This window comes from uncultured Thiocystis sp. (assembly GCF_903866365.1).
Lineage (GTDB): Bacteria > Pseudomonadota > Gammaproteobacteria > Chromatiales > Chromatiaceae > Chromatium.
This window is the reverse complement of record NZ_CAIPNF010000332.1, coordinates 1-25245: the sequence shown is the minus strand read 5'-3', so window position 1 is coordinate 25245 and position 25245 is coordinate 1. Positions and strand designations below refer to the sequence as shown.

Here is a 25245-nt window from a genome sequence, read left to right as displayed (position 1 = left end):
ATGGGGGGGCCTCGGGGGTGTAGACGGCGTTGCTGGATTTTAAGCTACCTCATCAGTTTGGATCGCACCCCCTGACGTATGGTGTCACCGACATCCAACAAGCGCGGATCGTGGCGCAGAAGGATCACCGTGACGGCATGGACGCCATCACCCGCACACGCCGCTTTTTCAGCTATCGCCGGGCACCGGGGATCTGGATGCTGGATCACGACGCCAGCGGGGAACGGCGTCTCGCGCCCGATGACCTGATCGCGGCCTTGACGACGGCGGCGCCGGTCCTTGCGGGCGCGCCGATGCTCTGGCGAGCCTCGTCGTCCTCCAACATCGTGACGCCGGACGGCGCCGACAGCGGACTCAAGGGCCAACGGCTCTACCTTCCGGTGACCGACGCGGCCTTGATTCCGGCGGCGGGAATGGCGCTGGTCACGGTGCTCTGGGCCACCGGGCGGGGCTGGATCGAGATCGGCAACGCGGGACAAGCCCTCCAACGCACCCTCGTGGATGCGGTGGTCTGGCAACCCGAGCGCCTGGATTTCGTGGCACCGCCCACGCTGGCCGACGGGATCACCCGCACCCCGCCACCAAGCCGGATCCTGGGCAATCCGGCGGCGCTGTTCGATCTGCGCCAACTGATCGACCTGGCGGACGGCACCCTCCAGGCCCAGGCCACCGCCGCCCGGAAAGCGGCCACGGCCGCGAAGAGGGATGCCTGCCAAGCCGCGCGGGACGCCTGGGTCGAGCAAGCGGCGCCGGGCATGGCGAGTCGGGCCGGGATCCCCGTCGAACGCGCCAAGGCGGCGCTGTGGACGGCCGCCAGCACGCTGACCCTGACCGGCGATTTCCTGCTGATCGCCAGCGACGGCACCGAGGTGACGGTCGCTGCGCTGCTGGGCAATCCCGGCAAGTGGCACGGCAAGCGGTTTCATGACCCGCTGGAACCGGATAACGATCACCGCGACGGACGCATCGCCTGGGCGAATCTGCGCAGTGGCGGGCGACCGGCGCTGTTTTCGCACGCGCACGGCGGCCGGCGCTTCGAGTTGCTCCGTCCCGCCCGGCGGATCCACCTGCGCCGGGGCGACCGGGCGCGTGTCGTGGATCAATGCCTGGAGCTGACCCGCGAGCGCGGCGAACTCTTCGACTTCGGCGAGGGCGCGGCACTGGTGCGGATCACCGACGATGCCCGCGCGTTACCGGTGAACCGCGACTGGTTGACCGACTACTTTGACCGCGCGATGGCGTTTTATGTGCAGGTCGAGCACCAGAAAGAGGGCGTCGGCGTGTTCGAGGACGAACCCGCCGATGCCCCGCAATGGGCCGCCACGCGGATCATCGCGAAAGATGGCGAGCGCGGACTGCCGCGACTGAATGCCATCGTGACGGCGCCGACGTTGCGCCTGGACGGATCCATCCTGGAGGCGCCAGGCGATGACGCGCCGTCGCGTCTGCTGTTCCTCAGCAACACGCCGGACCTGCCGCATCTCCCGCTCAACCCGCGTCAGGTTGACGCCGTCCTGGCCTTGCAACGGCTCTGGGCACCGTTCGCGCGGTTTCCGCTGGTGGATCAGGTGGATCGCGCCGTGGTCTTGGCCGCCTTGCTGACCGCCTGCGTGCGGGCTAGTCTGACGACAGCACCGGGGTTCGGATTTGACGCACCGACGGCGGGCACCGGCAAGACACTCCTCGCGCAGGCCATCGGCGCCTTGTTCACCGGCGATCTTCCGCCCGCACTCCCGCCCGCCTCGGCGCAAGACGAAGAAGCCCGGAAACGCCTGTTCGCCGCGCTGCGCGACAATCACCGAACCATTCTTTGGGACAACATCCGGGAGCCATTCGGCAACGCGGCGCTGGATGCCTTCCTGACGGCACCGACCTTTACCGACCGCATTCTCGGCAAATCCGAGACCGCGACCCTGCCCAACCGGGCACTGTTCCTGGCGACCGGCAACAATCTACGCCTGGTCGGCGATACTTGCCGTCGCGTGCTGGTGGCGCGCTTGGATGCGCGCATCGAGCAACCCTATCGCCGCGAGTTTGAATTCTGCCCAGCCCAGATGACCTTGAGCCGACGGCATGAGCTGGTTGCCGCTGGGTTGACCATTATCCGGGCCTGGATCGCCGCCGGTCGACCGCGCCACGGGAAAGGTCGCTCGGCCTCGTTTGAAGGCTGGGACGAACTGGTGCGGCAACCCGTCTGCTGGGTCGCCTCCTGGAGTCAGGATCTGCGCCTGGCCGACCCCTTGGACGCGACGGAACGGGCGTTCGAGGCGGATCCCGAATCCTCGAAGCTGGCGGCGCTGCTGGACGCCTGGGCGGGCTGTTTCCGCGTCAACGTGGCGCGTCTGACGGTCGCCAACGTGATTCAACATGCCAACACCGACACCCGTCCGGGCGAGAATGGCTATCCCATCGCGGAGACGGACGATAACCGAGAGACCCGCACGGCATTAAGGGATGCGCTGCTGGAGATCGCCGGCGAGCGGGGCGGCACAGCGATCACCCCGAGGATTCTCGGGCGCTGGATCGAACGCCATGCCGAGCGGCGGCTGAACGGACAGCGGTTGGTGCAGGAGGGAATCAGCCACCGCGCGAAACGCTGGATGGTCGCGTCCGACGCGACGCGACGCGGCAGGCGGAAAAAAACTCCCCAAACTCCCCAAACTCCCCTTTGCCCGAATCGGGAGGGGCGTTTCAAGACAATAACTCCCCTCCGAGCCACGCGCACGAGTTTGAACAAAATCAACCGCGTCGCGACGGATGGCAGACGCACCGAGGGGAGTTAGGGAGTTTAGGGGAGTTTTTATCGGGTCAACCGGAGGCGCGCGACAGGGAGCGTGTTCAGCCTCGCGGCTCGCGCTCCGTGGAGGTCGACGTGGAGGGCGAACTGTGAACGCGCCTGACATTCTGACCGCCGCGCACCGCGCGGGGATCCGCTTGAGCCTCGCCGACAACGGCAAGCTGAAATTTGCCGGACGTCAGGCCGCCCTGGATCGCCTGCTCCCCGAGATCCGGGCACACAAGGCCGCCGTGCTTGCCGCGCTCGCCGCGCGCGATCCAAGGTTGGATCGTCATCGCCGGTTCAGCGTCATCCGGGCGGACGGGGCCGTGCTGTCCGTGTCGCGTTGTCCGCCCTGTGCCCTGGCCGACGTACAAGCGGATTATCCCGATGGTGTGTGCGAGGTTGAGCGGGTGCCCGAGACCGCCGTCGCACTGGCGCCTGCCGATCTCGCGCTCGCCCAGGCCGTGTTGAAGGCTTGGGGCGAGGACGATCCGGTCACGATCAAGGAATGGATGGACGGTCTGGTGCGCGATCCGGGGCGACTCCGGCAGATGCGCGCGCAAGCCGTGGCGTTGGGCTTGGTCAGTCGGGACGGGTAGCGTTTTTGGCCGTTCCGTCTCGGGACGGCCTTCGCAAAGAGGTTGGCGGCGTGTCTTGGCGCGACATCCAGCCGGCTCACTGTTCTTCAGTGTTGCGGAATCCTCTTGGGATCAGCGAATACAGGTAGACGCCTGGCAGTGATAATCTACGCGCTGACTTCGACGGATTTAAAATGCTGAAAAAACTCGAACGCCTCCTCGGTGAAATTGGCGACATCAACAGCCAGCTGATTTTACTGGTCGGTCCGAGCCGCAGCGGTAAGTCTCAGCTGCTGCGTTCGCTCGGCACCAAGCTCAACCGCGAGCCGCTCAATGTTGGCTTGGAGCTGGGCCGCCGACTGGCGGCAACGCCAAACCACACACGTGGTTTCGCGGCAAGCGAACTGCTGCGGGAGATCGCGGACAAGGAACGCACCGAGGATCCGCTGCTGCTCGACAACCTGGAGTTATTGTTCGAGCCGGGCCTGCAGATCAACCCGCTGGACCTCGTGAGAAGGCTGGCGCATTCCAAGCGCGTGGTGGCCGTCTGGCCGGGCGAGCTGCGTGGCGATCGGCTGATCTATGCCAAGATGAGCCATCCGGAATATCGTGACATCAGTTGTGATGGCGTGGTCGTGCTCGAAATTTGATCCAATGTGACAAGGAATTAAGAGGGAAGATCGAACCAGATGGCCACCAAGATGAAATACGGAGATCTGATCCAGTTCGAGCAGATCGAATCAGTCATTCAGCTACTCGACGCCGGGCGCCCGGACGAGGCCAGGAAGCTCGTTGCAACCTATGTCATCTCGGACGACATGGCCGAGCGGATCGCCAAGCTCATGGTTCCCCAGCTCAGTTTTGACGAGTCGGTCGACCACAAGGGCGTACTGATCGTCGGCAACTACGGCACCGGCAAATCGCACCTATTGTCGGTGCTGTCGCTGGTGGCCGAGGATGCGGCCTATGCGGCGATGATCCGCCACCCCAAAGTCGCGACGGCGGTTGCCTCGGTCGCCGGTCGCTTCAAGGTGCTACGCATTGAGGTCGGTGGTCTGGAAATGCCGCTGCGCCAGATCATCACTCAGAAGATTGAGCGCTTCCTCGAAACGCTCGGCGTCCACTACAGCTTTCCGACCGCCGACCAAGAACTCGACAACAAGCGCTCATTCGAGGAGATGATGACCGCGTTCGGCGAGACTTTCCCGGACCACGGCCTGTTACTGGTCGTCGATGAGTTCCTCGAATATCTGCAATCCCGTCGCGATCATGAGCTGGTGCGTGACCTGGCCATCCTGCGCCAGATCGGCGAAGTCACCAAGCACCTCAAATTCCGCTTCGTGGCCGGCGTGCAGGAGGCGATCTTCGACAGCGGGCGCTTTCAGCATGTGGCCGACAGCATGCGTCGGGTCAACGAGCGCTTTACCCAGATCCTCATCGACCGCCAGGACGTCAGCTTCGTCGTCTCCGCGCGTCTGCTCAAGAAGACGACTGACCAGCAACATAAGATCCGCGAGTACCTGACGCCCTTTGCCAAGTTCTATGGCTCGATGAACGAGCGCATGGATGAGTATGTGCGCCTGTTTCCGGTCCACCCGGATTATCTGAAAACCTTCGAGCAGATCCACTTCACCGAAAAGCGCGGCGCGCTCAAAACCATCGAGTCCGCGATGCTGGCCATTCTCGATCAGGAGGTGCCAACCGACCGCCCGCAGTTCATCAGTTTCGAGAGCTTCTGGGACACCATCAAGGGCAACTCGGTGTTACGCGCCGATCCCAACATCAAGGACGTGATGCGCGTCTCGGAAGTGCTGGAGTCACGGGTCCAGCAAGCCTTTACGCGCCCGGCCTACAAGCCGATGGCGCTGCGCGTCATCAATGCGCTGGCCGTGCATCGCCTGACGACGGGCGGCGACATCCATGTGCCGATCGGCCCCACGGCGGCCGAGCTACGCGATACCTTGTGCCTGTTCCAGCCGGGCAATGAGGACTTGCCGGGCGATCCAGCAGAAAATCTACTGTCGGCGGTACAGATGGTCATGCGAGAGGTGCTGAAAACCGTCAACGGCCAGTTCATTTCGAAGGCGGCCAATACCGATCAGTACTACCTTGATCTCAAAAAGGACATCGACTACGACGCCCAGATCGAGAAGCGCGCCGACGCCCTGTCCGACGATGCGCTCGATCGTGCCTACTACAGCGCCGTCAAGACACTGATGGAGTGCAGTGACGATCTGCGCTATCCCGGCTTCCAGATCTGGCAGTACCAGATCGAATGGCAGGAGCGACGCGTCGAGCGTCTGGGTTACCTGTTCTTCGGCGCCCCGAATGACCGCCCCACGGCCCAGCCGGAGCGTGACTTTTATCTCTATTTCATCCAGCCCTTCGACAAGCCGAAGTTCACCGACAACCACCTGGCGGACGAAGTGTTTTTCCGCTTGAAATCACCCGACGAAGACTACAAGCGCCACCTGTCGCAGTACGCGGCGGCCTTGGACCTGGCGTCTACCGCCAGCGGTGGCGCGAAGGCCGTCTACCTGTCCAAGGCCCAGGATTCGCTGCGGGCCATGAGCCAGTGGCTGCGGGAAAAGCAGATGACCGCCTTCGAGGTCACCTACCAGGGCAAAAAGAAGACCCTGCAGGAGTGGGCCAAGGGCGTCTCGCTGCGTGACCGCGCGCGGCTTGGCGCCGACGAGCGCATCAACTTCCGCGACGTGGTGAACGTCATTGCGGGCCTGGTGCTGGGCCAGCGTTTCGTCGATCTTTCGCCGGAATATCCGACCTTCTCGGTCCTGGTCACCGAATCCAACCGCAAGCAACTGATCGGCAACGCGCTGCGTGCGCTGGCCGGGGGCACCCGCACCAAGGATGCGCTCGCGGTGCTCGATGCACTGGAATTGCTCGATGGCGACCGCATCGACCCGGCGCATTCCCGCTATGCACAGGACATCCTGAACCGACTCAAGGCGAAAGGCCACGGCCAGGTGCTCAACCGCGGCGAACTGCTCGCGGGCACCTCGGACAGCGAGTCGTTCGCACCGCTCACGTATCGCCTGGAACCCGATCTGCTGGTCGCCGTGCTGGGCGGGCTGGTCTATTCCGGCGATCTCGTGCTGTCGATCACCGGCGACAAGATCGACTCCGGCAAGCTGGCGCAACTGGCCGAACGCTCGCTCGAAGAACTCAAGCAGTTCAAGCACGTCGAGGCACCAAAGGAAATCAACCTCGCGGTGCTGCGCGCGCTGTTCGAGCTGTTCGATCTGCCATCCGGGCTCGCCCAAAAGGCCAACCAGGGCGATGTCGAGCCCGTCATCAAGCTACAGGAGAAGGTCAGTGCGCTTGTGCCGCGCGTACTCAAGGCGGGCTCCGATCTCCAGCAAGGCAAGCTCGGCTTCTGGGGCCAGAACCTGCTGCGCGAGGAAGAAGCCAAAGACTGGCATGCACGGCTGGACGCGCTGAAGACCTTCACCGAATCGCTGACGCCGTACAACACGATTGGCAAGCTCAAGAACCTGCGCGTCACGGCGGAAGACATCGACCGCCAGAAGCAGAATCTGGACGTTCTGGCTGCCGTCGAGCGCCTGCTCGAACTGGTGGTCGAACTGGGCGGCACGGCGGCCTACCTCTCGCAGGCACAGATGGCGCTGTCCGCCGATCATCCGTGGGTGACGCAGGCTGAAGCCACGCGCAAGGCGATTTTCGAGCACCTTGATCAGGATCGGGCGGCCAAACACACCGCCCAGACCTTGACCGATGCCCGACAAACGCTCAACCAGCTCAAAAAAGACTACATCGCCGCCTACATCGCCAGCCATAGCCAGGCGCGGCTGGGCGTCGCCGAGGACAAAACCCGCAACCAACTGCGCAAGGACGAACGTCTACTGGCGCTGCGCGTGCTGGCCGGCGTCTCGCTGATGCCCACCAGTCAGCTCACCGCCTTCGAGGAATCGCTCAACGGCCTCAAGAGTTGCTCATCGCTGGACGAACCCACGCTGATGACCGCGGTCGTCTGCCCGCACTGCCAGTTCCGTCCGTCCGCCGAACCATTGGAGCTGATCCCGGCGGCCAACCGTCTGCGCCAGATGGATGACGCTCTGGATTGTCTGGTGGCCAACTGGCGGCAAACCCTGCTGGAAAACCTCGAAGACCCGTTCACGCAAGACAGCCTGGGCCTGTTGCCGCCCGTCTCCAAGACGCTGATCGACGCCTTCCTCACCTCACGCCAGTTGCCCGACCGCTTGACCGGCGAGTTCGCCAACGCCGTGCAAGAGGCGTTGTCGGGGCTGGAGAAGATCGCCGTCACGGGCGAGGAGATCAAGCAGGCGCTGCTCGCCGGCGGTTCGCCAGCGACGCCGGACGAGCTGCGCAAGCGCTTCGACGCCTTCATGAACGAACGCTGCAAGGGCAAGGATGCAACCAAGCTGCGCGTTGTGATTGAGTGAAGCATCAGAATGTGGAGCCGGCTTCCAGCCGGCTGGAAGCCGGCTCCACTTGTCAGACCAGTGGGAGGAAATCGCCATGCGTCAATGGTCTTTACAAGATGCCAAGGCTCGCCTGAGCGAGATCCTAAGGTTGGCGGCCGAGCACGAGCCGCAAGTCATTACCCGACCTGGCGAACCCGCAGTGGTGGTGATTGCGCGGGAGGATTATGACCGGCTCGTCCAGCCGCGAGAGTCGCTGGTGGAATTGATGCGGCGCTCGCCGCTGTATGGCGCGGATGATGTCGAATTCCCCCGTGACCAGAGCCTCAATCGCGAGATCGTGCTTTGAATGACTTCATCGACACCGCCCGGTCTGCGGGTGATGAATCCCTGGACCGACAACCACGCATCACCGAAGCCGAACTCCTGCGCATCCTGGCGCGCGGCGAAGACAGCCAGCACCAGTTCAAGCGCGACTTCACCAATGCCGATGCGCTGGCGGCGGAATTGGCGGCCTTGGCCAATGCCCGTGGCGGGCGGCTTTGTATTGGCATCCGTGATGATGGCCAGGTGGCCGGTTTGGTTGCGGCGGACATTCAGCGGCTCAATCAACTGCTCTCCAATGCGGCCAGCCAGCATGTCAAGCCGCCACTCAGCCCGACCACTCAGAACATCGCGACGGACAACGGCTTGGTCATGCTGGTGGATGTGCCCGAAGGACTGAACAAGCCCTACATGGATTTGCAGGGGCGGGTCTGGGTCAAGAACGGTGCCGACAAGCGCCACGTCACCGCTCGCGAAGAAATGCAGCGCATGTTTCAGGCATCCGGTCTGCTTCAAGCTGACCAGGTGCCGGTGCGTGATACCACCTGGGCCGATATCGACGAACGCGCCTTTACCCGTTACTTCGAACGCCGTTACCAACAAAACCCCGAACAAGCCGGCCTGCTACTGCCAACCCTATTTGAAAACATCAAGCTGGCCAGCGATGGTGTGCCGAATCTGGCCGGTCTCCTGCTGTTCGGAAAACATCCAGAAAGGCATCTGCACGTCTGCATGATCGCGGCAGTGTGCTTTCCGGGCACCAAGCTCTCCGACAGCCGCTACCTCGACAGCGAAAACATACAAGGCTCACTCGAAGAGCAATACCAGCGCGGCCTGGCCTTCATCAAGCGCAACCTGCACCATGTGCAGGGCGATCAGGGCTTCAATAGTCTGGGATTGCTGGAAGTGCCGGAAGAAGCCTTCGTCGAGTTACTGGTCAACGCCCTGGTGCATCGGGACTTTTTCATCAGCGCCACCATCCGCCTGTTCATCTTTGCCGACCGGGTCGAAATCATCAGCCCCGGCCACCTGCCCGACAGCCTGACGCCCGAGCAGATTCGCACCGGCGTCTCCAACCGTCGTAACAAGGTGCTGGCCGAGCATGCCGCCAATATCCTGCCTTATCGCGGCCTGGGGACCGGCATCCCGCGCGCCTTGGGTGCATGGCTGAAGATCGATCTGATCGACGAGCGCGATACCAATCAGTTTCGGGCGGTGCTGTGGCGACCCGTGACCCCCGATGTCGCCGGGGAAGTCATGCCGCGGCCAGAGTCACAGCCAGAGTCACAGCCAGAGTCACTGGAACTCCGTGTCTTGCGCGTACTGCGGGATTCGGAGCGCGGCAAGGCTGAAGTCTCCGCGCAGATTGGGCAAAAGGAAGTGTCTGGTCAGCTCAATAAGATCATGCGCGAACTGCTTGCCAATGGCGCCATTGCTTACACCATCCCTGACAAGCCCAACAGCCGATTACAGAAGTACCGGCTGACCGAACAAGGGCGGGCGGTGCTGGCAGAAAAGAATCAACAGGAATCGAAGCCATGAACGATTTGTTTCACGACCAACAAGCTGACTCGACCGGCCCGGTTGAATGCTTTGGCCAGGCATTCCCGAGCGACGAAGCACGACGTGAGCACTACCTGGCGATACTTCGCGAAAAGCTGAAAGACCCGACCTTCCGCAAGATCGAAGGATTTCCCATTGGAACGGACGAGGACATTCTGGCGCTTTCCGATCCACCCTATTACACCGCCTGCCCGAATCCCTTTATCGAGGATTTCATCAAGCATTACGGCAAGCCCTATGACCCATCGGTGCCTTACAACAAAGAGCCATTTGCGACGGATGTCAGCGAGGGCAAGAACGACCCGATCTACAACGCCCACAGCTACCACACTAAGGTGCCGCATAAGGCCATCATGCGGTATATCCTGCATTACACGCAGCCGGGCGATGTGGTGTTTGATGGTTTTTGCGGTACAGGTATGACAGGTGTTGCGTCCCAACTTTGTGACGACCGATCTGTTGTGGAGTCCCTTGGTTACCGTGTTGATGCAGACGGAACCATTCTTGCGCAAGAGCAGGACAATGGCCTGACAATCTGGAAGCCATTTTCAACTCTTGGCGGGCGAAGAGCGATTCTTAACGATTTGTCACCAGCAGCAACTTTCATTGCTTGCAATTACAACAGCCCAGTGGACGTTCGGAGCTTTGACCAGAAAGCTAAGCGAATAGTCGCCGAGGTTGAGGCCGAATGTGGCTGGATGTACAAAACCCAACATTTTGATAATAAGACGAATGGACGTATCAACTTTACTCTGTGGTCTGATGTCTTTAGCTGCCCTGCATGTGCTGGCGAAGTTGTCTTCTGGGACGCCGCCGCAGATAAAGATGCAGCCAAGGTCCGCAACGAGTTTTCGTGTCCGCATTGCTCTGCCGTGCTCGTCAAAAAAGGATTAGAGCGCGCATGGGTAACTGCCGTCGACCCATCGACACGGAAAGCTATTCGCCAGGCAAAACAGGTTCCCGTGCTAATCAATTACAGTATCGGTAAAACTAGATATGAGAAGAAACCAGATGCTTGCGATTTGGCTTTAATTGCGAAAATAGGATCGACGGAAATTGACAATTGGTTCCCTTCTGAAAGAATGATGGACGGCGGTGAAACAAGACGGAACGATCCAATCGGCCTAACCCATGTTCATCATTTTTATTCTCGGCGTAATCTCATAGCCCTTTCGAAATTCAGAAAGAAGATTTTTGATGAACTTGAGGTAGAAAGAAATCCAGGACTCGGTCTTTGGTTTACATCAAGCCATGTATGGGCAACTCGTCTAAATAGACTGCTGGCTTCAAACTACTTCGGTGGCGGCGGTGGCGTCATCGGCCAAACACTGCAAGGTACGTTGTATATAAGCTCGCTCGCAATCGAAACGAACTGTATCGAACGTTTTGCCCTTCGAGTTGGTTCTGTTCCATTTACTGCACACGGCGGTGTCTCACTTGTCTCTACAAGTAGCGCGGCGAATATTAAAGCTTCAGATTCATCTGCTGACTACATATTTATTGATCCGCCATTTGGCGCAAACATTATGTATTCAGAGTTAAATTCTCTTTGGGAGGCGTGGTTAAAGGTATTAACAGATGCAGGAGTCGAAGCGGTTGAAAATAGATCACAGGGAAAAACACTCGACGACTATCGTCGACTCATGTCCGGCTGCTTCAAAGAAGCATTCAGAATCCTGAAACCAGGTCGATGGATGACGGTTGAGTTTTCGAATACTCAGGCTGCTGTTTGGAATGGAATTCAAACGTCCTTGCAGGAAGCAGGCTTTGTCGTAGCCAATGTTGCAGCTTTGGAGAAATCACACAAAGGATACAGGGCAGTAACTACCACGACGGCTGTCAAACAAGACCTCGTCATTTCTGCTTACAAGCCTAACGGTGGTCTAGAAGAACGCTTCACCAAGACTGGTGGCACTGAGGACTCCGCTTGGGATTTCGTCCGCACTCACCTGAAATACCTGCCAACGGTGAAGCTCAAGGATGGACAGATCGAGTTCGTCGCCGAGCGCGATCCGCGCATTATCTTCGACCGGCTGGTGTCCTGGTTCTTCCGGCACGGCTTCCCAATACCGCTCTCCAGTCAGGAATTTCAGGCGGGTCTGCCACAACGCTTCGCCGAACGGGATGGCATGGTCTTCCTGCCTGAGCAGGTCACGGAATATGACAAGAAGCGGATGCAAACCGTCAAAGCGCCGCAAATGGAACTCTTTATTTGTGACGAACGTTCGGCCATCGACTGGCTGTCCGACTTCCTGAAAAAGAAACCATCGACCTACCAGGACATCCACCCCGAGTTCATCAAGCAACTGGGCGCTGGCTGGAAGAAACACGAGGCCAAGCCGGAACTCTCCTATTTGCTGGAAAGCAACTTCCTTTGCTACGACCCCAAGGATACGGACAGTCTTGAAGTCCCCTCGCAGATTCACAGCTATCTCTCGACGAATTGGCAGGAGTTCCGCAACCTGGACAAGTCAGACCCGCGTCTGAAGGCCAAGGCGACTGACCGCTGGTATGTGCCCGACCCGAATAAGGCGCGTGACCTGGAAATGATCCGGGATAAAGCTTTGCTCAAGGAGTTCGAGACCTACCGTTCGTTTACCGGTCGCCGCCTGAAAACCTTCCGGCTCGAAGCGATGCGCACAGGCTTTAGAGCCGCCTGGGGCAACAAGGATTACAAAACCATTATCGACATCGCGAAGAAACTGCCCGACGACGCACTGCAAGAAGACGAAAAGCTGCTCACCCTCTATGACCTGGCGTTGACCCGGACGGAGAGCGAATCATGATCATCGGACTCACGATCAGGAATTTCAAAGGGATCCGCGAACTGGTCAATTTGCCGCTGTCCGCCTTTCACGTTCTTGTCGGTCCCAATGGCGTGGGCAAGACCACCTTTCTCGACGCGGTTGATTTCGTCCGCGATTGTCTGGTTCAGGGGCCGAGTGCCGCAGTGATGACGCGCCACATCGCGGACTTCAATGATCTAACCTGGATGCGGCAGGGTGGGACCATCGAGATCGAGTTGTGGCTGGATTTGTCGGCGCAGCGCCCGGAGCTGGCCGAAAGCCTGTTGAACTATCGCCTGGCCATTCGCGCCGATGCGAAGACCGGCGTGTGTGTTGAGGAAGAACTGCTACGGCAATACTCGAAAGCCTGGCTACCCGCCGGGCAGACACTCGCCTTCAGCGCCAACGTCAAACCCAAGCGTCTGCTCGGGAAAACCTCGAAGGGCACCGATTTCTATGCGCGCGAGAAAGGGAGTTATCAGGATTCTTTTAATTTCGGCCTGGATAAGTTGACGTTGGGTTTGACGCCCCCGGATGAGGATCGCTATCCCACCGCCAATACCGTTCGAAAGTTTCTGATGCAGGGGGTGCGATATATCCAGCTCAATAGCCCGGCCATGCGTTTACCCTGCCCAGCCACGCGGTCAGCGGAACTCGACCTGGACGGAACCAACCTGGCGCGGGTCGTCGGCAGACTGCTGGGCGGCAATGGTGGCTTGGGTCCCTATTGGGCCGCACCGAATTCGCCAATCCAGCGTTGGACAGAACACTTGAAGTTTGCCTTGCCTGATCTGGACCGCATCGGTTGGGCGCGCCGGCAGGCGGACAACGCGGAGTACCTGTTGTTGCGCCACGCGAATGGTCTGGAAGCGCCGAGCTGGATGCTTTCGGACGGCACCCTGCGCATGATGGCGCTCACCATCCCGGCCTTTCTGCCGCCAGAATCCGCCGTTTACATGGTCGAAGAGCCCGAGAACGGGGTTCACCCGAAGGCGCTGGAGATCATTCTTCGGTCACTCTCCACGATCCCCTCGGCGCAGATGTTGCTGGCCACGCATTCGCCGTTCGTCGTACAGCAGTGCGGGGTCGATCCCCTGCTGTGCTTCAGTCGAGACGAAGCCGGTACGCACATTATCCGCGGCGCTAATCACCCATTGTTGCAAAGTTGGGATGGTTCACCCGATCTGGGCATTGTGTTCGCGGCCGGGGTGCTGGAATGAAGGATTTGCTGGTGTATGTCGCGGATGCGGATGCCCTGGGTTTCATCAGGTCAGTCCTGAATCGACCGCAAGCGCTGGGTATTCGGCCGCTCAGCTTTGACATCGAACGCCACCCCCAACGCGATGCGGGCATGGTGCAGAGCGGGGCCGAGTTGACGCGCATGAAAAAAGGGAGATACGACAAAACGTTGTTGTTATGGGATTACCATGGATGCGGGCGAGATCACAAGCAATCGCCCGAGGAGGTGGGTTTGGAGATACAGGACAAGCTGGATCGTTGTAGTTGGAGTGGCAACAGTGCGGTGACCGTGCTGGTGCCCGAGCTGGAGCAGTGGCTTTGGTTCTGCGACAACGCGGTGGCCACGCACTGTGGTGTGCCCGTTGGCGAATTGCAGCAATGGATGCGGGAGCGTGCGACGAAGCTTGGCAAGTCTGTCGAGCAGATCACGAGGCAACAACCAAAGGAATTGTTTGAGCATGTCATGCGTGATCGTCTGAAACGGACGATTTCGCCAAGAGATTTTGAAGAAATCGGAAGACAGGCCAGCGTGAACGCATTACTGGTCTGCACGTCTTTCGATTCGATCATTCGTCGTCTTCGAGATTGGTTTGCGGAATGAAGCCCGCTTTTCGAGGGAAACTCAATGGCCATCATCGAAGGTTTTCGGGTGCAGAATTTCCGAGCGTTGCGGGATGTCTCGCTGGGCAAGCTGTCGGGCCAGACCGAGGGCGAAGCCTTGACACCCTTGACCGTGGTCATTGGCAAGAACGGCGTGGGCAAGAGTTCGCTGGTCGATGCGTTCGGGTTCGTGGCCGATTGTCTGTCGACGGATGTCGAAACAGCCTGCGACATGAAACAGCGCGGCGGTTTTGAGCGGCTACGCTCGAAAGGGACCGAGGAACCCATGCGCTTTGAAGTGTATTACCGCGAAGCGCCCAATGAACGCCCGATTACCTACGAGCTGTCGATCAACCTCGATAGCTCAGGGCGGCCCTTTGTGGAATCCGAGTTGCTCAAGCAGCGTCGCAAAGGACAGAAGTACGGACGGCCGTATCCTTTTTTGCGGCTTGATCGCGGCAAGGGTTTGGTCTGGGCGGGCGAGGAAGCCGTGGAGATCGAAGGCGAGGAGGATCGCACTCAGACGGGCGTTGAGCTGACCGATCCTCGCCAGTTGGGCATTGCGACCTTGGGCACGCTCAAGGAACACCCGCGCATCAAACGCTTCCGGGACTTCTTGAAGGGTTGGTATCTCTCGTACTTCTACCCCAATGCCGCGCGCAGCCTGCCGAGCGCCGGGCCTCAGCGGCATCTCAATGTTCACGGCGACAATATCGGCAACGTCGTGCAGTTCATGGAGCGCGAGCACAAAGACCGCTTCACGCGCATTCTGGCGCGGATTACCAGCAAGATTCCCGGCATGACGAAGATCGATACCGAGGTCACGGCGGACAAGCGCGTGTTGCTGCGTTTCAACGATGGTGCGTTCGAGGATCCGTTTTTTGCCCAGCAGATGTCGGATGGCACCCTGAAGGTATTCGCCTATCTGTTGTTACTGGAAGATCCCGAGCCACCGCCGTTTATCTGCATCGAGGAGCCGGAGAATGGGCTCTATCACAAGCTACTGGAGTCCCTGGCGCAGGAGTTTCGGACCCATGCGACCGGAAAAAAGAACGCGCCGCAGATTTTTGTGACGACGCACCAGCCTTACTTCGTGGATGCGCTGTCGCCTGAAGAGGTGTGGATTCTTGAAAAGAGGCCGGATGGATTCTCGACGATCAAGCGCGTGTCGGAACTGGAGATGGTCAAAAACCTTGTCGCCGAAGGGCTGCCGCTGGGCGGACTCTGGTACAGCGACTATCTCGATGCGAGGTAAGGATGCACATCGAGATCCTGGTGGAAGACAGTTCGGGAGAGAGGCTGTTGGCCGCGGTACTCCCCAAGCTGCTGGGCGAGCAAGGGACGCTGACGACATGGCGCGTCCATGCCTACAAGGGGATTGGCCGGATTCCCAAAAACCTGAAGGCGGGCGCGGACCCCGCGAAGCGGATTTTGCTCGATCAGTTGCCGCGCCTGTTGCAGGGCTATGGCAGAACGCCGGGCATCGATGCGGTCGTGGTCGTCCTGGATGCCGACAAGCGCCACTGCGGGGATTTTCTGGGTGAACTCAAGGCGCTCGCGGCGGGTTGTCACCCGGCGCCGAAGACGCTGTTTCGCCTTGCCATTGAGGAAGTGGAGGCATGGTATCTGGGTGACCGGCAGGCGCTGGAGCAAGCCTATCCACGCGCCAGGGCGGAAGTTCTGCATCGCTATGTTCAGGATAGCGCCTGCGATACCTGGGAGTTGCTGGCGGACGCGGTATATCCCGGCGGCGCATCGGCCATCAAGAAAGCGGGTTGGCCGCTGCCGGGGCAAGTGAAACATGAATGGGCCGAGAAGATCGCCCCCCTGCTCGATCCTGATCGCAACGTCTCGCCCAGTTTTGGCAAGTTACGCGATGGGTTGCGCCGTCTTGTCGCGGAAGCAATTTGAGTATGAACCAGGACGAATTGCTGTCACGGCTCAATGGCATCGAATGGACTGATTTCGAGTGCAAACGGGCGCAGCGCAGCGTACCGGAGGATGCTTACAAGACCGTCTCTGCTTTTGCCAACACGGCGGGCGGTTGGCTGGTCTTTGGTGTCAGCGAAGCGAATCGTCAACTGGAGGTGACCGGCGTCGAGGAGCCCGACAAAGTCCAGAACGATTTTCTGGCGGTGCTGCGTGGCGGGCAGAAGTTGAACCGGGTGATCTCGGTGGAAGCGCATCGCTACGAAATCGATGGCAAACAGGTGTTTGCGTTTTACGTGCCGGAGTCTTCTCGCTCAGAAAAGCCGGTCTATCTCAAGGGTGACCCGCGCCAGAGTTACCTTCGTCGCGGCGCTGGCGACGAGCAATTCACACAAAGCGAGCTGGAGCGATTTCTGCGCGATGCGGCGCAGGATCGTTACGACGGCGTCGCCCTGGCCGATATTCCGGTTGACCGGTGCTTTGATGAGGCAACGGTCAAGTGGTATCAGGCGCAGTTCGCCCGGCGTAACCCGGAGCATGCGGAGATCACGGATCCGATCGAGTTTTTGTTGAACTGGAATTTCGTGGTTGAGCAAGGTGGCAAAAAGCTGCCCACTCGTGCAGGTGTCCTGCTCTTTGGTATCGGTCGCTATGTACGCCAGATTTTGCCCCGGCCGGTACTGGACTATCAGCGCATCGATACCCGCTTTGACCAATGGTCTGCCGAGCAGCGCTGGCATGACCGCTATGTGTTTGAAGAGAATATTTTCCAGACTTGGCAGGGGCTGGTCGCGCGCTATATGCGCATTGCCGAACATCCGTTCTCACTCGATCCGGCCACACTGCGCCGCAACGATGATCCGCCTGACTACGTGGCGTTTCGCGAAGCGGCCATCAACCTGCTGATCCACCAGGATTACGGCGACCACGGGCGTAAGGCGTCGATCAAGCTGTTCACCGATCGCACGGTGTTCTGGAACCCAGGCGATGCCTTCGCGACGGTGGCCGAACTCCTGGATCCCACCGAAAAGGAAGTGCGCAACCCGGCCATTGTGAAGGCGTTTCGTCGTATTGGCCTGTCGGATCAGGCGGGTACCGGTATTCGCGCCATTTTCCGCAACTGGCACGAACTGGGGCGCGTGCCGCCGCAACTCACGAACGACAAAGCCAGAAAGCACTTTGATCTGGTGTTGATCAACCAGCCGCTGGTGACCGATGCCATGCGCCGCTTCCGTCAAACCTTGGGCACCAACTTGACGTCCGAACAGGCCGATGCGCTGGCCTTGGCGCTTTCGTTGCCGGTGGGTGAAGCCCTGACCCTGACGGCGATTCGCAGCCTCGGCATCAGCACGACCCAGCAAGCCAAGGCGGTGGCCGACCATCTGGTGCGCCAGCAATTGCTTGATCCTCTGAGTGCGACCCAGTTTCAGTTGCGGGAGGCCATTCGGCAGCGGTTTGCACAAGTCCCTGACCAAGTCGGGACTGAGGTACTGAACAAGTCGGGACCAAGTCGGGATCAAGTTGGGACCAAGTTGGGACTCAGTGCCGAGCAACACAGGATGCTGGCTCAGATGGTCGATGAGCACGACATCGCTACCTTGATGGAGTGGGTTGGGCGTAGCAATCGCAGCAAGTTTCGTGAGGCTGTGTTGGCGCCGCTGCTGGCACTGGATATTGTTGCAATGACCATCCCGGAGAAACCCAACAGCAGTAAACAGCGCTACAGGCTGACGGAACAAGGCAAGGCGCTGCGCGACGAGGCCAATGCATGACTCAGTCCGGGCGCAACTTCACCATCGGCGATTGGTGCTGGTCCACTCGGCAGACATCGCCGTGTCAGGTGATCGAGCGCCAGGAAATGTGGGGCGAAATCGCCTACCGCGTCTGGTTGCCGGCCAAGGATGCGGTGGTCCGCGCCCAAGCGCGGGATCTGGCCCCGCTGGACAGCATGCGCCCGAGCGTGGAGCAGATTCTGCACACCACGGCAGCGGCCAAGCTGCTGGATGCACTGGAAGACAATCTGCTGCTAGCGCCGATCCAGTCCAGCGTGGTGCCGCTGCCGCATCAGCTCTATGCGCTGAACCGAGCCGTCAGCCGCGATCGGATTCGCTACCTGTTGGCCGATGAAGTGGGCCTCGGCAAGACCATCGAGGCCGGTTTGGTGCTGCGCGAGTTGAAGTTGCGCGGGCGGGCGAAACGGATTCTGGTGGTGGCGCCCAAGGGGTTGGTCCGTCAATGGCAGGCCGAAATGCGCCTGCATTTCGGCGAGACGTTCCAATTCATCGATCCGTCCGAGTTGGCGGCCTTCCGCCAGTGGCGCAGCGGTGGTGCGGGCGAAGAGGACAACCTGTGGCGCCTGCACGACCAGGTGATTTGCTCGCTGGACTCGGTCAAGCCGATGGAAAATCGACGGGGCTGGAGCCTGGAGCAACTGAACACCTACAACCGCGAGCGCTTCGAGGATCTGATTTCGGCATCCTGGGATCTGGTCATCATCGACGAAGCCCATCGTCTGGGCGGCAGCACCGAGCGGGTGGCGCGCTACAAGCTGGGCGTGGCGCTGGCGGAAGCCTCGCCCTATCTCTTGCTGCTGTCGGCCACGCCGCACCAGGGGAAAACCGACCACTTCATGCGCTTGATGCAGTTGCTGGACCGCGAAGCCTTTCCGGACGAAGGCAGCGTGAGCCGCGACCGGGTGCGACCGTTCGTGATCCGCACCGAGAAGCGGGCCTCGATCGACGCCGATGGCCTGCCACTGTTCAAGCCCCGCGTCACCCGGCTACAGGCGGTGGCCTGGCAGTCGCGGCATCGTTCGCAGCAGCGCTTGTACGATGCGGTGACCGATTATGTACGCCACGGCTACAACCAGGCACTGGCGGCCAAGCAGCGTCACATCGGTTTCCTGATGATCCTGATGCAACGGCTGGTGACGTCCAGCACGGCGGCCATCCGCACCACGCTGGAAAAGCGCCAAGCCCGGCTCGATGTGCCGCCGCCGCAGGCGAATCTGTTCGAGAGCACCAGCGCGGACGAGTGGGCCGATCTCGATGGCCAATCCCAAGTGGATCTGGCCATGCAATCCAGTCGCTGGGAATTGGAAAGGTCCGAGGTCGACCTGTTGTTGGCGCTCGCTCGCGAAACCGAGGCCGCTGGCACGGATGCCAAGGCCGAGGCACTGCTGGAACTGATCTACAGGTTGCAGCAAGAGGAAAGCGACCCGGCGCTGAAGGTGCTGATCTGTACGGAGTTCGTGCCCACCCAGACGATGCTGGCGGACTATCTGGAAAGCCGGGGTTTCTCGGTCGCGACGCTCAACGGCAGCATGGATCTGGAAGCCCGCGCGCGCGCCCAGCAGGTGTTCTCCAATGAGGTGCGCATGCTGATTTCGACGGATGCCGGCGGCGAGGGTCTGAATTTGCAGTTCTGCCACGTCATCGTCAACTTCGATGCCCGCACGGCGGACCAGCACCCGGAGCTGGAGTGGGTGACGATGGAAGACCCACGGGCGCGGGCGGTCATCAGCGAACTGCCGCACTGCGTTGCCGGCCAGCCGCTGCCGGTGATCCGGCTAACGGGATTGCCCGATTCGGTGCGCGGCATCTGGTCATTGTGGGAGATCAGCCTGGCGTCGGAAGGCCAAGGGATGAAAACAGGGTGCCGCAAGCGCTTCCTACCGGTGTTCGTCAACCTGGAAGGTCGATCCTTCGTGCCGACGGCCCAGCGTGTTTGGGATCTCCTGCTGACCGAGACGGTGGAGATGCACGCCGTGACGGGCTCCGAGGAATCGGTGACAGGGTTCGATGTGTCGCGCACGGCCGCCAGTACGCAAGGCGAGCGGATTTTCGCCGAGTTGCTGAACGAACACCGCACTCGGCTCAAGGAGGAGCGTGATCGAGCGATCTATGCCTTTGAGGCCAGAAGTCAGGCGATCGGGCGTATCGGCCTGCCCGCCGTGCGCGAGCATCGCCGCAAGCGGCTGCAACAGGAACAGGCTGCGCGCATCGCCGCTCTGGATGACATGGAGACCAGCGTGCCGGATTTGCATGCCGTGATGATGGTGAGCTTATCTGGCGCTGCGATGCCCGCCCAGAACAAGATCGAGGAGCGGGCGGGATGAGTCAGTGGACAGCGCGCATTCTCAGCGACTTCACCGCCGATCTCGCGCGGCTGTGGGTGGTGTGCGACCCGGATGAGGTGCTGCTCGACGAGAAGCTGTTGTCCGAACTGCGCGACCGTGGCTTTGAGGTCATGCGGTACGAAGACCCCTTCGCCTTCCGTGCGGAGTTCGAGGAACGCTATCGCGCTGCCTGGGATCGCGGCGAGCCGGGGCCGGCACCCTCGCTGATCGTGCATCTGCACGGTGCCGACCCGAATGCGTTGCCGTGGGACATCGTGCGCCACGGGCGCGTGGTATGGCTCAGTCTGGCCGAGCTGTTTCCGAGACTGGCCTATCGCACCGTGCAGTCGGTGGAGCCGGCACAGTTGGCGACGCTCTTTCATGCCCACCAAGCTGAGTTGCAGTCGGCGCGCGGGGAAAACGAGTCTCGGGATTTCATCCTCGAACACGTCTATCAGCTCACGCCGAGATCGATTCGGAATCCCGTGGACTTCTGGCGCGAGTTGCTGCGAATGCACATCGCCAACCGCTCGTTGCCGCCACTGTTCGCCCAGCACGCGGCGGGCATCCTGCAAGGCAAGGGACTGTTCGCGGACCAACCTGTCGCCCTCTGGCTGGCATCGAAGAGCGCCCTGCTGCGGGTGGTACAGGACGCCTGGTCTCGCTCTCTGTCGGTCTTGGGCCTGGACGGCACGCGCACGGGCGAGCCGCCACCGCCAGACTACGACGCCAAGATTGCGATCCCCTTCGACCACACCGACGTGCAGGTCATGGTCGATTCCATGTTTTTCGATGGCAGCTTGCATCCGCTCGCCGTGCAACTTGTCCCGGCGGGGATGCCGAGCTGGACCAAGGTCGGCATTGTTCAGGATCCAGCGGCATTGCGCGCCCTCGTGCTCAACGGCATCGATGGTCTGATCGAGACGCTGCCCACGGCAGACGCTTCGCATAAGGACTGGAGCGAATTCGCCAAGCGCTATGGCGAGATCCTGGCCCGTACCCACGGGCTGTCGGGAACGGAAGACGGCGAACGCGTTCCGGTGATTCGTGACCGTCTCAAAACGCTCCAGGCGCAAGCGGATGAGCAACTACAGGCATGGGTGGCAGCCAAACACTACGCCGACCTGATCCCGCAGGCAGTCACCAAGGGGCCGGCGATGGTGCATCACATTCCGCGCTTTCTGGGCCATCGACGGGCGGCGGGCGAAACGAAGATAGCCCTGTTGGTTTTCGACGGCTTGGCCTTTGACCAGTGGGTACAGATCCGGGAGCGGCTGATCGTCAGCGCCAAGCGCTTCACGTTCGACGAGCGCACGACCTTTGCCTGGCTGCCCACGGTGACCTCGGTGTCGCGCCAGGCGCTGTTTTCGGGTTTAAAACCGCGCGAATTCGATGACTCCATCGACCGAACGGACAAGGAGGAATCCTTGTGGAAGACATTCTGGCAGAACGAAGGCGTGAGCCCGAATGCGGTGTTGTATCGCCGCGCACTGCGCCAGGTCAATCAACTGGACGCGCTGGAAACGGATCTAATCGACCGGCAACCCAAGGTGCTGGGTTTGGTCATCGACGAGGTGGACGACCGACTCCACAAGGAGCGATCCAAGCGGGACGTGGCTCTGTGGATTGGGCACTGGCTGGCAACCGGCTTCGTCGAGCGGCTCTTTTCCCTGCTGCTGGATCAGGGTTACCACCTCTACCTCACGGCAGATCACGGCAACGTCGAGGCGACCGGGATCGGCAGACCCAACCAGGGTGTGATGGCCGAGACGCGCGGCGAACGTGTCCGGGTCTATCGGAGTGAGTCGTTGCTGGCGGATTCCGCCGCCGCCTATCCCACCACGCTCAGGCTGTACATCGCCGGCCTTCCCGCGAACGTCATGCCCCTCTTCGCCGGCGGACGGACGGCCTTTGTGCTGGAGGGAGAACAGGTGGTTGTCCACGGTGGGGTGTCGGTCGAGGAGTTGATCGTGCCCTTTGTGAAAGTGAGCGAGGCGATGGGGCGCGCATGAATTCATCAGCCCCACAAATCGGCTTTGATCGGTTTATTCAACTGGATTGGGCAGCAGCGGCACTGAATGTTCGTGCAGGTACCGCTGGGCTCGATGACCTGAATGCACGACTTGATGCCGCCGGACTTGGCGTCGAAGCCAGGAAGAAAACGCGCACCGTCCTGAACCGTCTGTGGCTGGAACCGCGCGCCGAGCTGGTCGATTACGCGAATCGCGGCGTGGCCATCCACAAGATGCAGCCGGAAATGTCGGTCGCTGCGCTCTGCTGGGGGATGGCCGTTGCGACCTACCCATTCTTTGGCAAGGTGGCCGAACTGGTGGGTCGCCTATCCGCCATCCAGGGCGATTGCGCATCCGCCGAAATCCATCGGCGCATGAGTGAAACCTATGGCGAGCGCGAAGGAACCCGGCGCACGACCAACATGATCCTTCAGAGTCAGGCGAACTGGGGCGCGGTGGAGCGCGTGGAAAAAGGCAAGCGCGTGATCCGGCGTACACCCATCGCAATCGACCACAACGAACTCACGGTATGGCTGATTGAAGCGGCGGTGCGCGATGCAGGCAAGCCGGTTGCCGTCCCTCGCTTGCCGTCGCTGCCGGTGCTGTTCCCGTTCATCTTGAGGCCGCCCCTGGCCTATTTGGTATCGAACAGCCCCAACCTCGTCCTTCGATCGGAAGGGCCTAGCAACCAGTTGGTGGATCTACAGCAGGTCAACTTGAAGATTTGACTGTCATTAACGGTCACAACCGATGGGCGTTGACTGGTTCTGCGTTGACGTCGCGTTCGAGCGTCGCCTGGCATGACGACTCGGCGATGACCGATTGGCGCCGCGTTACCCCTCGAACGTCTTCAACGGATCGTACTCGAAAGTCGGGCGCTTGAACTCCTGATAGACGGCGGGGTTGCTTCGCTGTGTCGCTAACGTCGGGGTCACCCGCAGCGCTGGGGTGGCCACGGAAGCCGCGACCGGCGCGGCGACCGGCACAACAGCACGCCCTTCCCGCCGGATCCGCGCGAGCGTCTTGGCAAAGGTGCGGGGTCGGATCGCGATCCCGGCGGCGGCAAGCTCCGCGAGGATGTCGGTCGACGACGCCCCCGCCCGCTGGGCGGCCTCGATGTCTGGCAACAGGGCGCGCAGCGACATGGCCACCGACCGGTGCGGCGGATGTTGGGCCAGTGTCTGCAAGCGGGTACGAGCCTGGGTTAAGCTGTCATCGTCGTGGGGCATACGTTGTGACTCTGTGTCGATCGAAGGGGAAGGTCTGGCGAAGGACTGTGTCGGAACGGGATGGATCGCGCGTGTTTCCCGCCATCGGACGTCACGGAAAAGGATCGTCCGTGTCATCCGCATGGCCCAATGCGGTCACTCAGCCCGACCAACGGCCGGTCGCCTCCGAGGAATGGTGGGGGGCACGCATCCTGGACAGACGGTCAGCCTGTCCATCAAGCCGAGCCTCGCCGCCAAGGCGGCGCGGCGCGCTGACAAAACGTCGCCGTTTCGTCAGTAAGGCCAACGCGACGCTGGCTGCCTCCTCTCATTCATCGTTCGGATCATCCAATGAAGCAAACTTCATTGTTTTGAGTGGCGCTTTAAATTCCTGATCGATCATTCTCAAACGCATCCGAATCTGACTAAGATGCGATTGAATCGCGCGCATCTGCGCAAATCGCGGCTCGTGACGATCAATCAAGTCTTTCTCCCACCCCGTAAGCTGTCCAAAACTTCTGATTGAATAGCCATGACGAATTTTGCCATCGCGATCCTTACCGCGCTTGAGATAGTGCGTGCGCTTTCGTCCTTTAACGCGATACCACTCAATTTGAAACATGCCCGGTCCTGACTTTGCGCTACGGCGGACCCGCACACTGATACTTCCGCGTTCGTTTGGTGGGTAAGATCGCTGTGCATCCAGCATCTTTTCAATATACATGCGTGTGGAGGCTTCGGCTTCTTCGCGCATCGCGTCGAGAACAACCGTGCTGCGCACGAGAAAGTCAGATTGCAGATCGATCAATGAATGCGCGATCCAATCCTGCCGTGTTTTCGGTTCGGTCTGTTGCTTGATCGCCTGTTCACAATTAGACTCACGCATCCAGTTTCCACCCATCGCCATCTCTATCACGTTTCTCCCCGCCTGTTTTCAGCCCCCCCTGTTTCCACCCTACTGCACGGGTGGAACTGAGTGGGACACCTACCCAAGGCAACTGTTGACCAACGTTTCCGCAAGCCCAACGCGCCATCGCCGCCACGACGATCGATGGCCGTCACCCCCAATTGCCCATGCCGTCCTCTGCAATACAAGAATACAACTTGTCTGCGATTGAGGATCCTCATCGCCATTGATTATATCAAAAAGATCGGGCTTTATCCTCTCATCGATCATTATTAACGGAATCGCTGCGATGGCAGCGGATTGACCTTTCTCGCCAAGGATAAGGCAACAGCAACGAATGACGTGCTCAATTCGCAATGATCCTGTAAATAATGATTATGATTGCAAGTGACGCCAGCCTGTCACGCCTTCGATGACCGGCAACGCATCAATTAATCGCAAATGATCGGGATTGGATCCCGAAGGAATCGATGACAGGTCACTTAATCGAACAGGTATCGTGCGGATGTCTCTAGCAAGATCAAAATGAGGGCTCTCTGAGCGTGACCGAACAGCGCCATGTTATAGTGACGTTGTGCGGATCAAAGCGCGTCCGAGTCAATCGCGATTCAAACGTAATGATCGATCAATGTCGAGTTTTCTAGTTCTACTTTGTTACTTTAATTCAAACACATTGACTATCCCGTCGCGGTCAGCTTGTAATAACGCTCGATATCCTTTTGCCTTTGCTCATGCCTGACCCGCATTTGCTTGATTCTTTTTTCGACCGCATCCGGATCGTT

At 60.2% G+C, this 25245-nt stretch carries 17 protein-coding genes; 15 read left to right on the top strand and 2 right to left on the bottom strand.

The window, feature by feature from the left end; translation table 11 throughout:
* The first annotated feature begins 137 nt into the window (after nucleotides 1–137).
* From QZY07_RS18760 to QZY07_RS18690, 15 genes are all read left to right on the top strand, one after another.
* Nucleotides 138–2783 (top strand): hypothetical protein, encoded by a 2646-nt coding sequence (locus QZY07_RS18760; RefSeq protein WP_295405975.1) that lies wholly within the window; start codon nucleotides 138–140, stop codon nucleotides 2781–2783.
* Nucleotides 2784–2886: 103 nt separating this feature from the next.
* Nucleotides 2887–3378 (top strand): hypothetical protein, encoded by a 492-nt coding sequence (locus tag QZY07_RS18755; protein ID WP_295405973.1) that lies wholly within the window; start codon nucleotides 2887–2889, stop codon nucleotides 3376–3378.
* Nucleotides 3379–3551: 173 nt separating this feature from the next.
* Complete coding sequence (gene brxF, locus QZY07_RS18750; RefSeq protein WP_295405970.1) at nucleotides 3552–4007, top strand: BREX-3 system P-loop-containing protein BrxF; 456 nt, start codon at nucleotides 3552–3554, stop codon at nucleotides 4005–4007.
* A 39-nt stretch (nucleotides 4008–4046) separates the two neighbouring features.
* Entirely contained in the window at nucleotides 4047–7799 is a 3753-nt protein-coding gene (locus QZY07_RS18745; RefSeq protein ID WP_295405967.1) for a DUF6079 family protein, read from the top strand.
* Nucleotides 7800–7875: 76 nt separating this feature from the next.
* Nucleotides 7876–8127: a type II toxin-antitoxin system Phd/YefM family antitoxin gene (locus QZY07_RS18740; protein ID WP_295405965.1), complete on the top strand. Its 252-nt coding sequence runs from the start codon at nucleotides 7876–7878 to the stop codon at nucleotides 8125–8127.
* An 8-nt stretch (nucleotides 8128–8135) separates the two neighbouring features.
* The gene (locus tag QZY07_RS18735) at nucleotides 8136–9644 is read left to right on the top strand and encodes an RNA-binding domain-containing protein (protein WP_363184485.1); all 1509 of its coding nucleotides are present in this window, start codon (nucleotides 8136–8138) and stop codon (nucleotides 9642–9644) included.
* A complete protein-coding gene (locus tag QZY07_RS18730) occupies nucleotides 9641–12451 on the top strand; it encodes a DNA methyltransferase (protein WP_295405963.1) in 2811 nt (936 codons plus the stop codon). The genes QZY07_RS18735 and QZY07_RS18730 overlap by 4 nt, the downstream gene beginning before the upstream one ends.
* The gene (locus tag QZY07_RS18725) at nucleotides 12448–13671 is read left to right on the top strand and encodes an ATP-binding protein (protein ID WP_295405961.1); all 1224 of its coding nucleotides are present in this window, start codon (nucleotides 12448–12450) and stop codon (nucleotides 13669–13671) included. The genes QZY07_RS18730 and QZY07_RS18725 overlap by 4 nt, the downstream gene beginning before the upstream one ends.
* Nucleotides 13668–14291 (top strand): hypothetical protein, encoded by a 624-nt coding sequence (locus QZY07_RS18720; RefSeq protein WP_295405959.1) that lies wholly within the window; start codon nucleotides 13668–13670, stop codon nucleotides 14289–14291. The genes QZY07_RS18725 and QZY07_RS18720 overlap by 4 nt, the downstream gene beginning before the upstream one ends.
* Before the next feature lie 24 nt (nucleotides 14292–14315).
* Complete coding sequence (locus QZY07_RS18715) at nucleotides 14316–15545, top strand: AAA family ATPase (protein WP_295405957.1); 1230 nt, start codon at nucleotides 14316–14318, stop codon at nucleotides 15543–15545.
* 2 nt (nucleotides 15546–15547) lie between these two features.
* Nucleotides 15548–16201, top strand: coding sequence for a DUF4276 family protein (locus tag QZY07_RS18710; RefSeq protein ID WP_295405955.1), 654 nt, complete (start codon nucleotides 15548–15550; stop codon nucleotides 16199–16201).
* A gap of 2 nt (nucleotides 16202–16203) precedes the next feature.
* Nucleotides 16204–17991 (top strand): RNA-binding domain-containing protein, encoded by a 1788-nt coding sequence (locus QZY07_RS18705; protein ID WP_295405954.1) that lies wholly within the window; start codon nucleotides 16204–16206, stop codon nucleotides 17989–17991.
* Nucleotides 17988–20336: a DEAD/DEAH box helicase gene (locus QZY07_RS18700; protein ID WP_295405952.1), complete on the top strand. Its 2349-nt coding sequence runs from the start codon at nucleotides 17988–17990 to the stop codon at nucleotides 20334–20336. Before QZY07_RS18705 ends, QZY07_RS18700 begins: the two co-directional genes overlap by 4 nt.
* A complete protein-coding gene (pglZ, locus tag QZY07_RS18695; RefSeq protein ID WP_295405941.1) occupies nucleotides 20333–22348 on the top strand; it encodes a BREX-3 system phosphatase PglZ in 2016 nt (671 codons plus the stop codon). Before QZY07_RS18700 ends, pglZ begins: the two co-directional genes overlap by 4 nt.
* Complete coding sequence (locus QZY07_RS18690) at nucleotides 22345–23076, top strand: hypothetical protein (protein ID WP_295405939.1); 732 nt, start codon at nucleotides 22345–22347, stop codon at nucleotides 23074–23076. Before pglZ ends, QZY07_RS18690 begins: the two co-directional genes overlap by 4 nt.
* Nucleotides 23077–23181: 105 nt before the next feature.
* Here QZY07_RS18690 and QZY07_RS18685 read toward each other — a convergent pair whose 3' ends face one another.
* Entirely contained in the window at nucleotides 23182–23535 is a 354-nt protein-coding gene (locus tag QZY07_RS18685; protein ID WP_295405938.1) for a hypothetical protein, read from the bottom strand.
* 349 nt (nucleotides 23536–23884) lie between these two features.
* The gene (mobI, locus tag QZY07_RS18680; RefSeq protein ID WP_295405976.1) at nucleotides 23885–24463 is read right to left on the bottom strand and encodes a conjugative transfer protein MobI(A/C); all 579 of its coding nucleotides are present in this window, start codon (nucleotides 24461–24463) and stop codon (nucleotides 23885–23887) included.
* Nucleotides 24464–25245: the final 782 nt, after the last annotated feature.

Bases quoted from the DNA above. Each gene is read 5' to 3' on its own strand.
- QZY07_RS18720 (WP_295405959.1), top strand. From the start codon at position 13,668: ATGAAGGATTTGCTGGTGTATGTCGCGGATGCGGATGCCCTGGGTTTC.
- QZY07_RS18715 (WP_295405957.1), top strand. From the start codon at position 14,316: ATGGCCATCATCGAAGGTTTTCGGGTGCAGAATTTCCGAGCGTTGCGG.
- brxF (WP_295405970.1), top strand. From the start codon at position 3,552: ATGCTGAAAAAACTCGAACGCCTCCTCGGTGAAATTGGCGACATCAAC.
- QZY07_RS18690 (WP_295405939.1), top strand. From the start codon at position 22,345: ATGAATTCATCAGCCCCACAAATCGGCTTTGATCGGTTTATTCAACTG.
- QZY07_RS18745 (WP_295405967.1), top strand. From the start codon at position 4,047: ATGGCCACCAAGATGAAATACGGAGATCTGATCCAGTTCGAGCAGATC.
- mobI (WP_295405976.1), bottom strand. From the start codon at position 24,463: ATGGCGATGGGTGGAAACTGGATGCGTGAGTCTAATTGTGAACAGGCG.
- QZY07_RS18730 (WP_295405963.1), top strand. From the start codon at position 9,641: ATGAACGATTTGTTTCACGACCAACAAGCTGACTCGACCGGCCCGGTT.
- QZY07_RS18760 (WP_295405975.1), top strand. From the start codon at position 138: ATGGACGCCATCACCCGCACACGCCGCTTTTTCAGCTATCGCCGGGCA.
- QZY07_RS18700 (WP_295405952.1), top strand. From the start codon at position 17,988: ATGACTCAGTCCGGGCGCAACTTCACCATCGGCGATTGGTGCTGGTCC.
- QZY07_RS18740 (WP_295405965.1), top strand. From the start codon at position 7,876: ATGCGTCAATGGTCTTTACAAGATGCCAAGGCTCGCCTGAGCGAGATC.
- QZY07_RS18710 (WP_295405955.1), top strand. From the start codon at position 15,548: ATGCACATCGAGATCCTGGTGGAAGACAGTTCGGGAGAGAGGCTGTTG.
- QZY07_RS18725 (WP_295405961.1), top strand. From the start codon at position 12,448: ATGATCATCGGACTCACGATCAGGAATTTCAAAGGGATCCGCGAACTG.
- QZY07_RS18705 (WP_295405954.1), top strand. From the start codon at position 16,204: ATGAACCAGGACGAATTGCTGTCACGGCTCAATGGCATCGAATGGACT.
- pglZ (WP_295405941.1), top strand. From the start codon at position 20,333: ATGAGTCAGTGGACAGCGCGCATTCTCAGCGACTTCACCGCCGATCTC.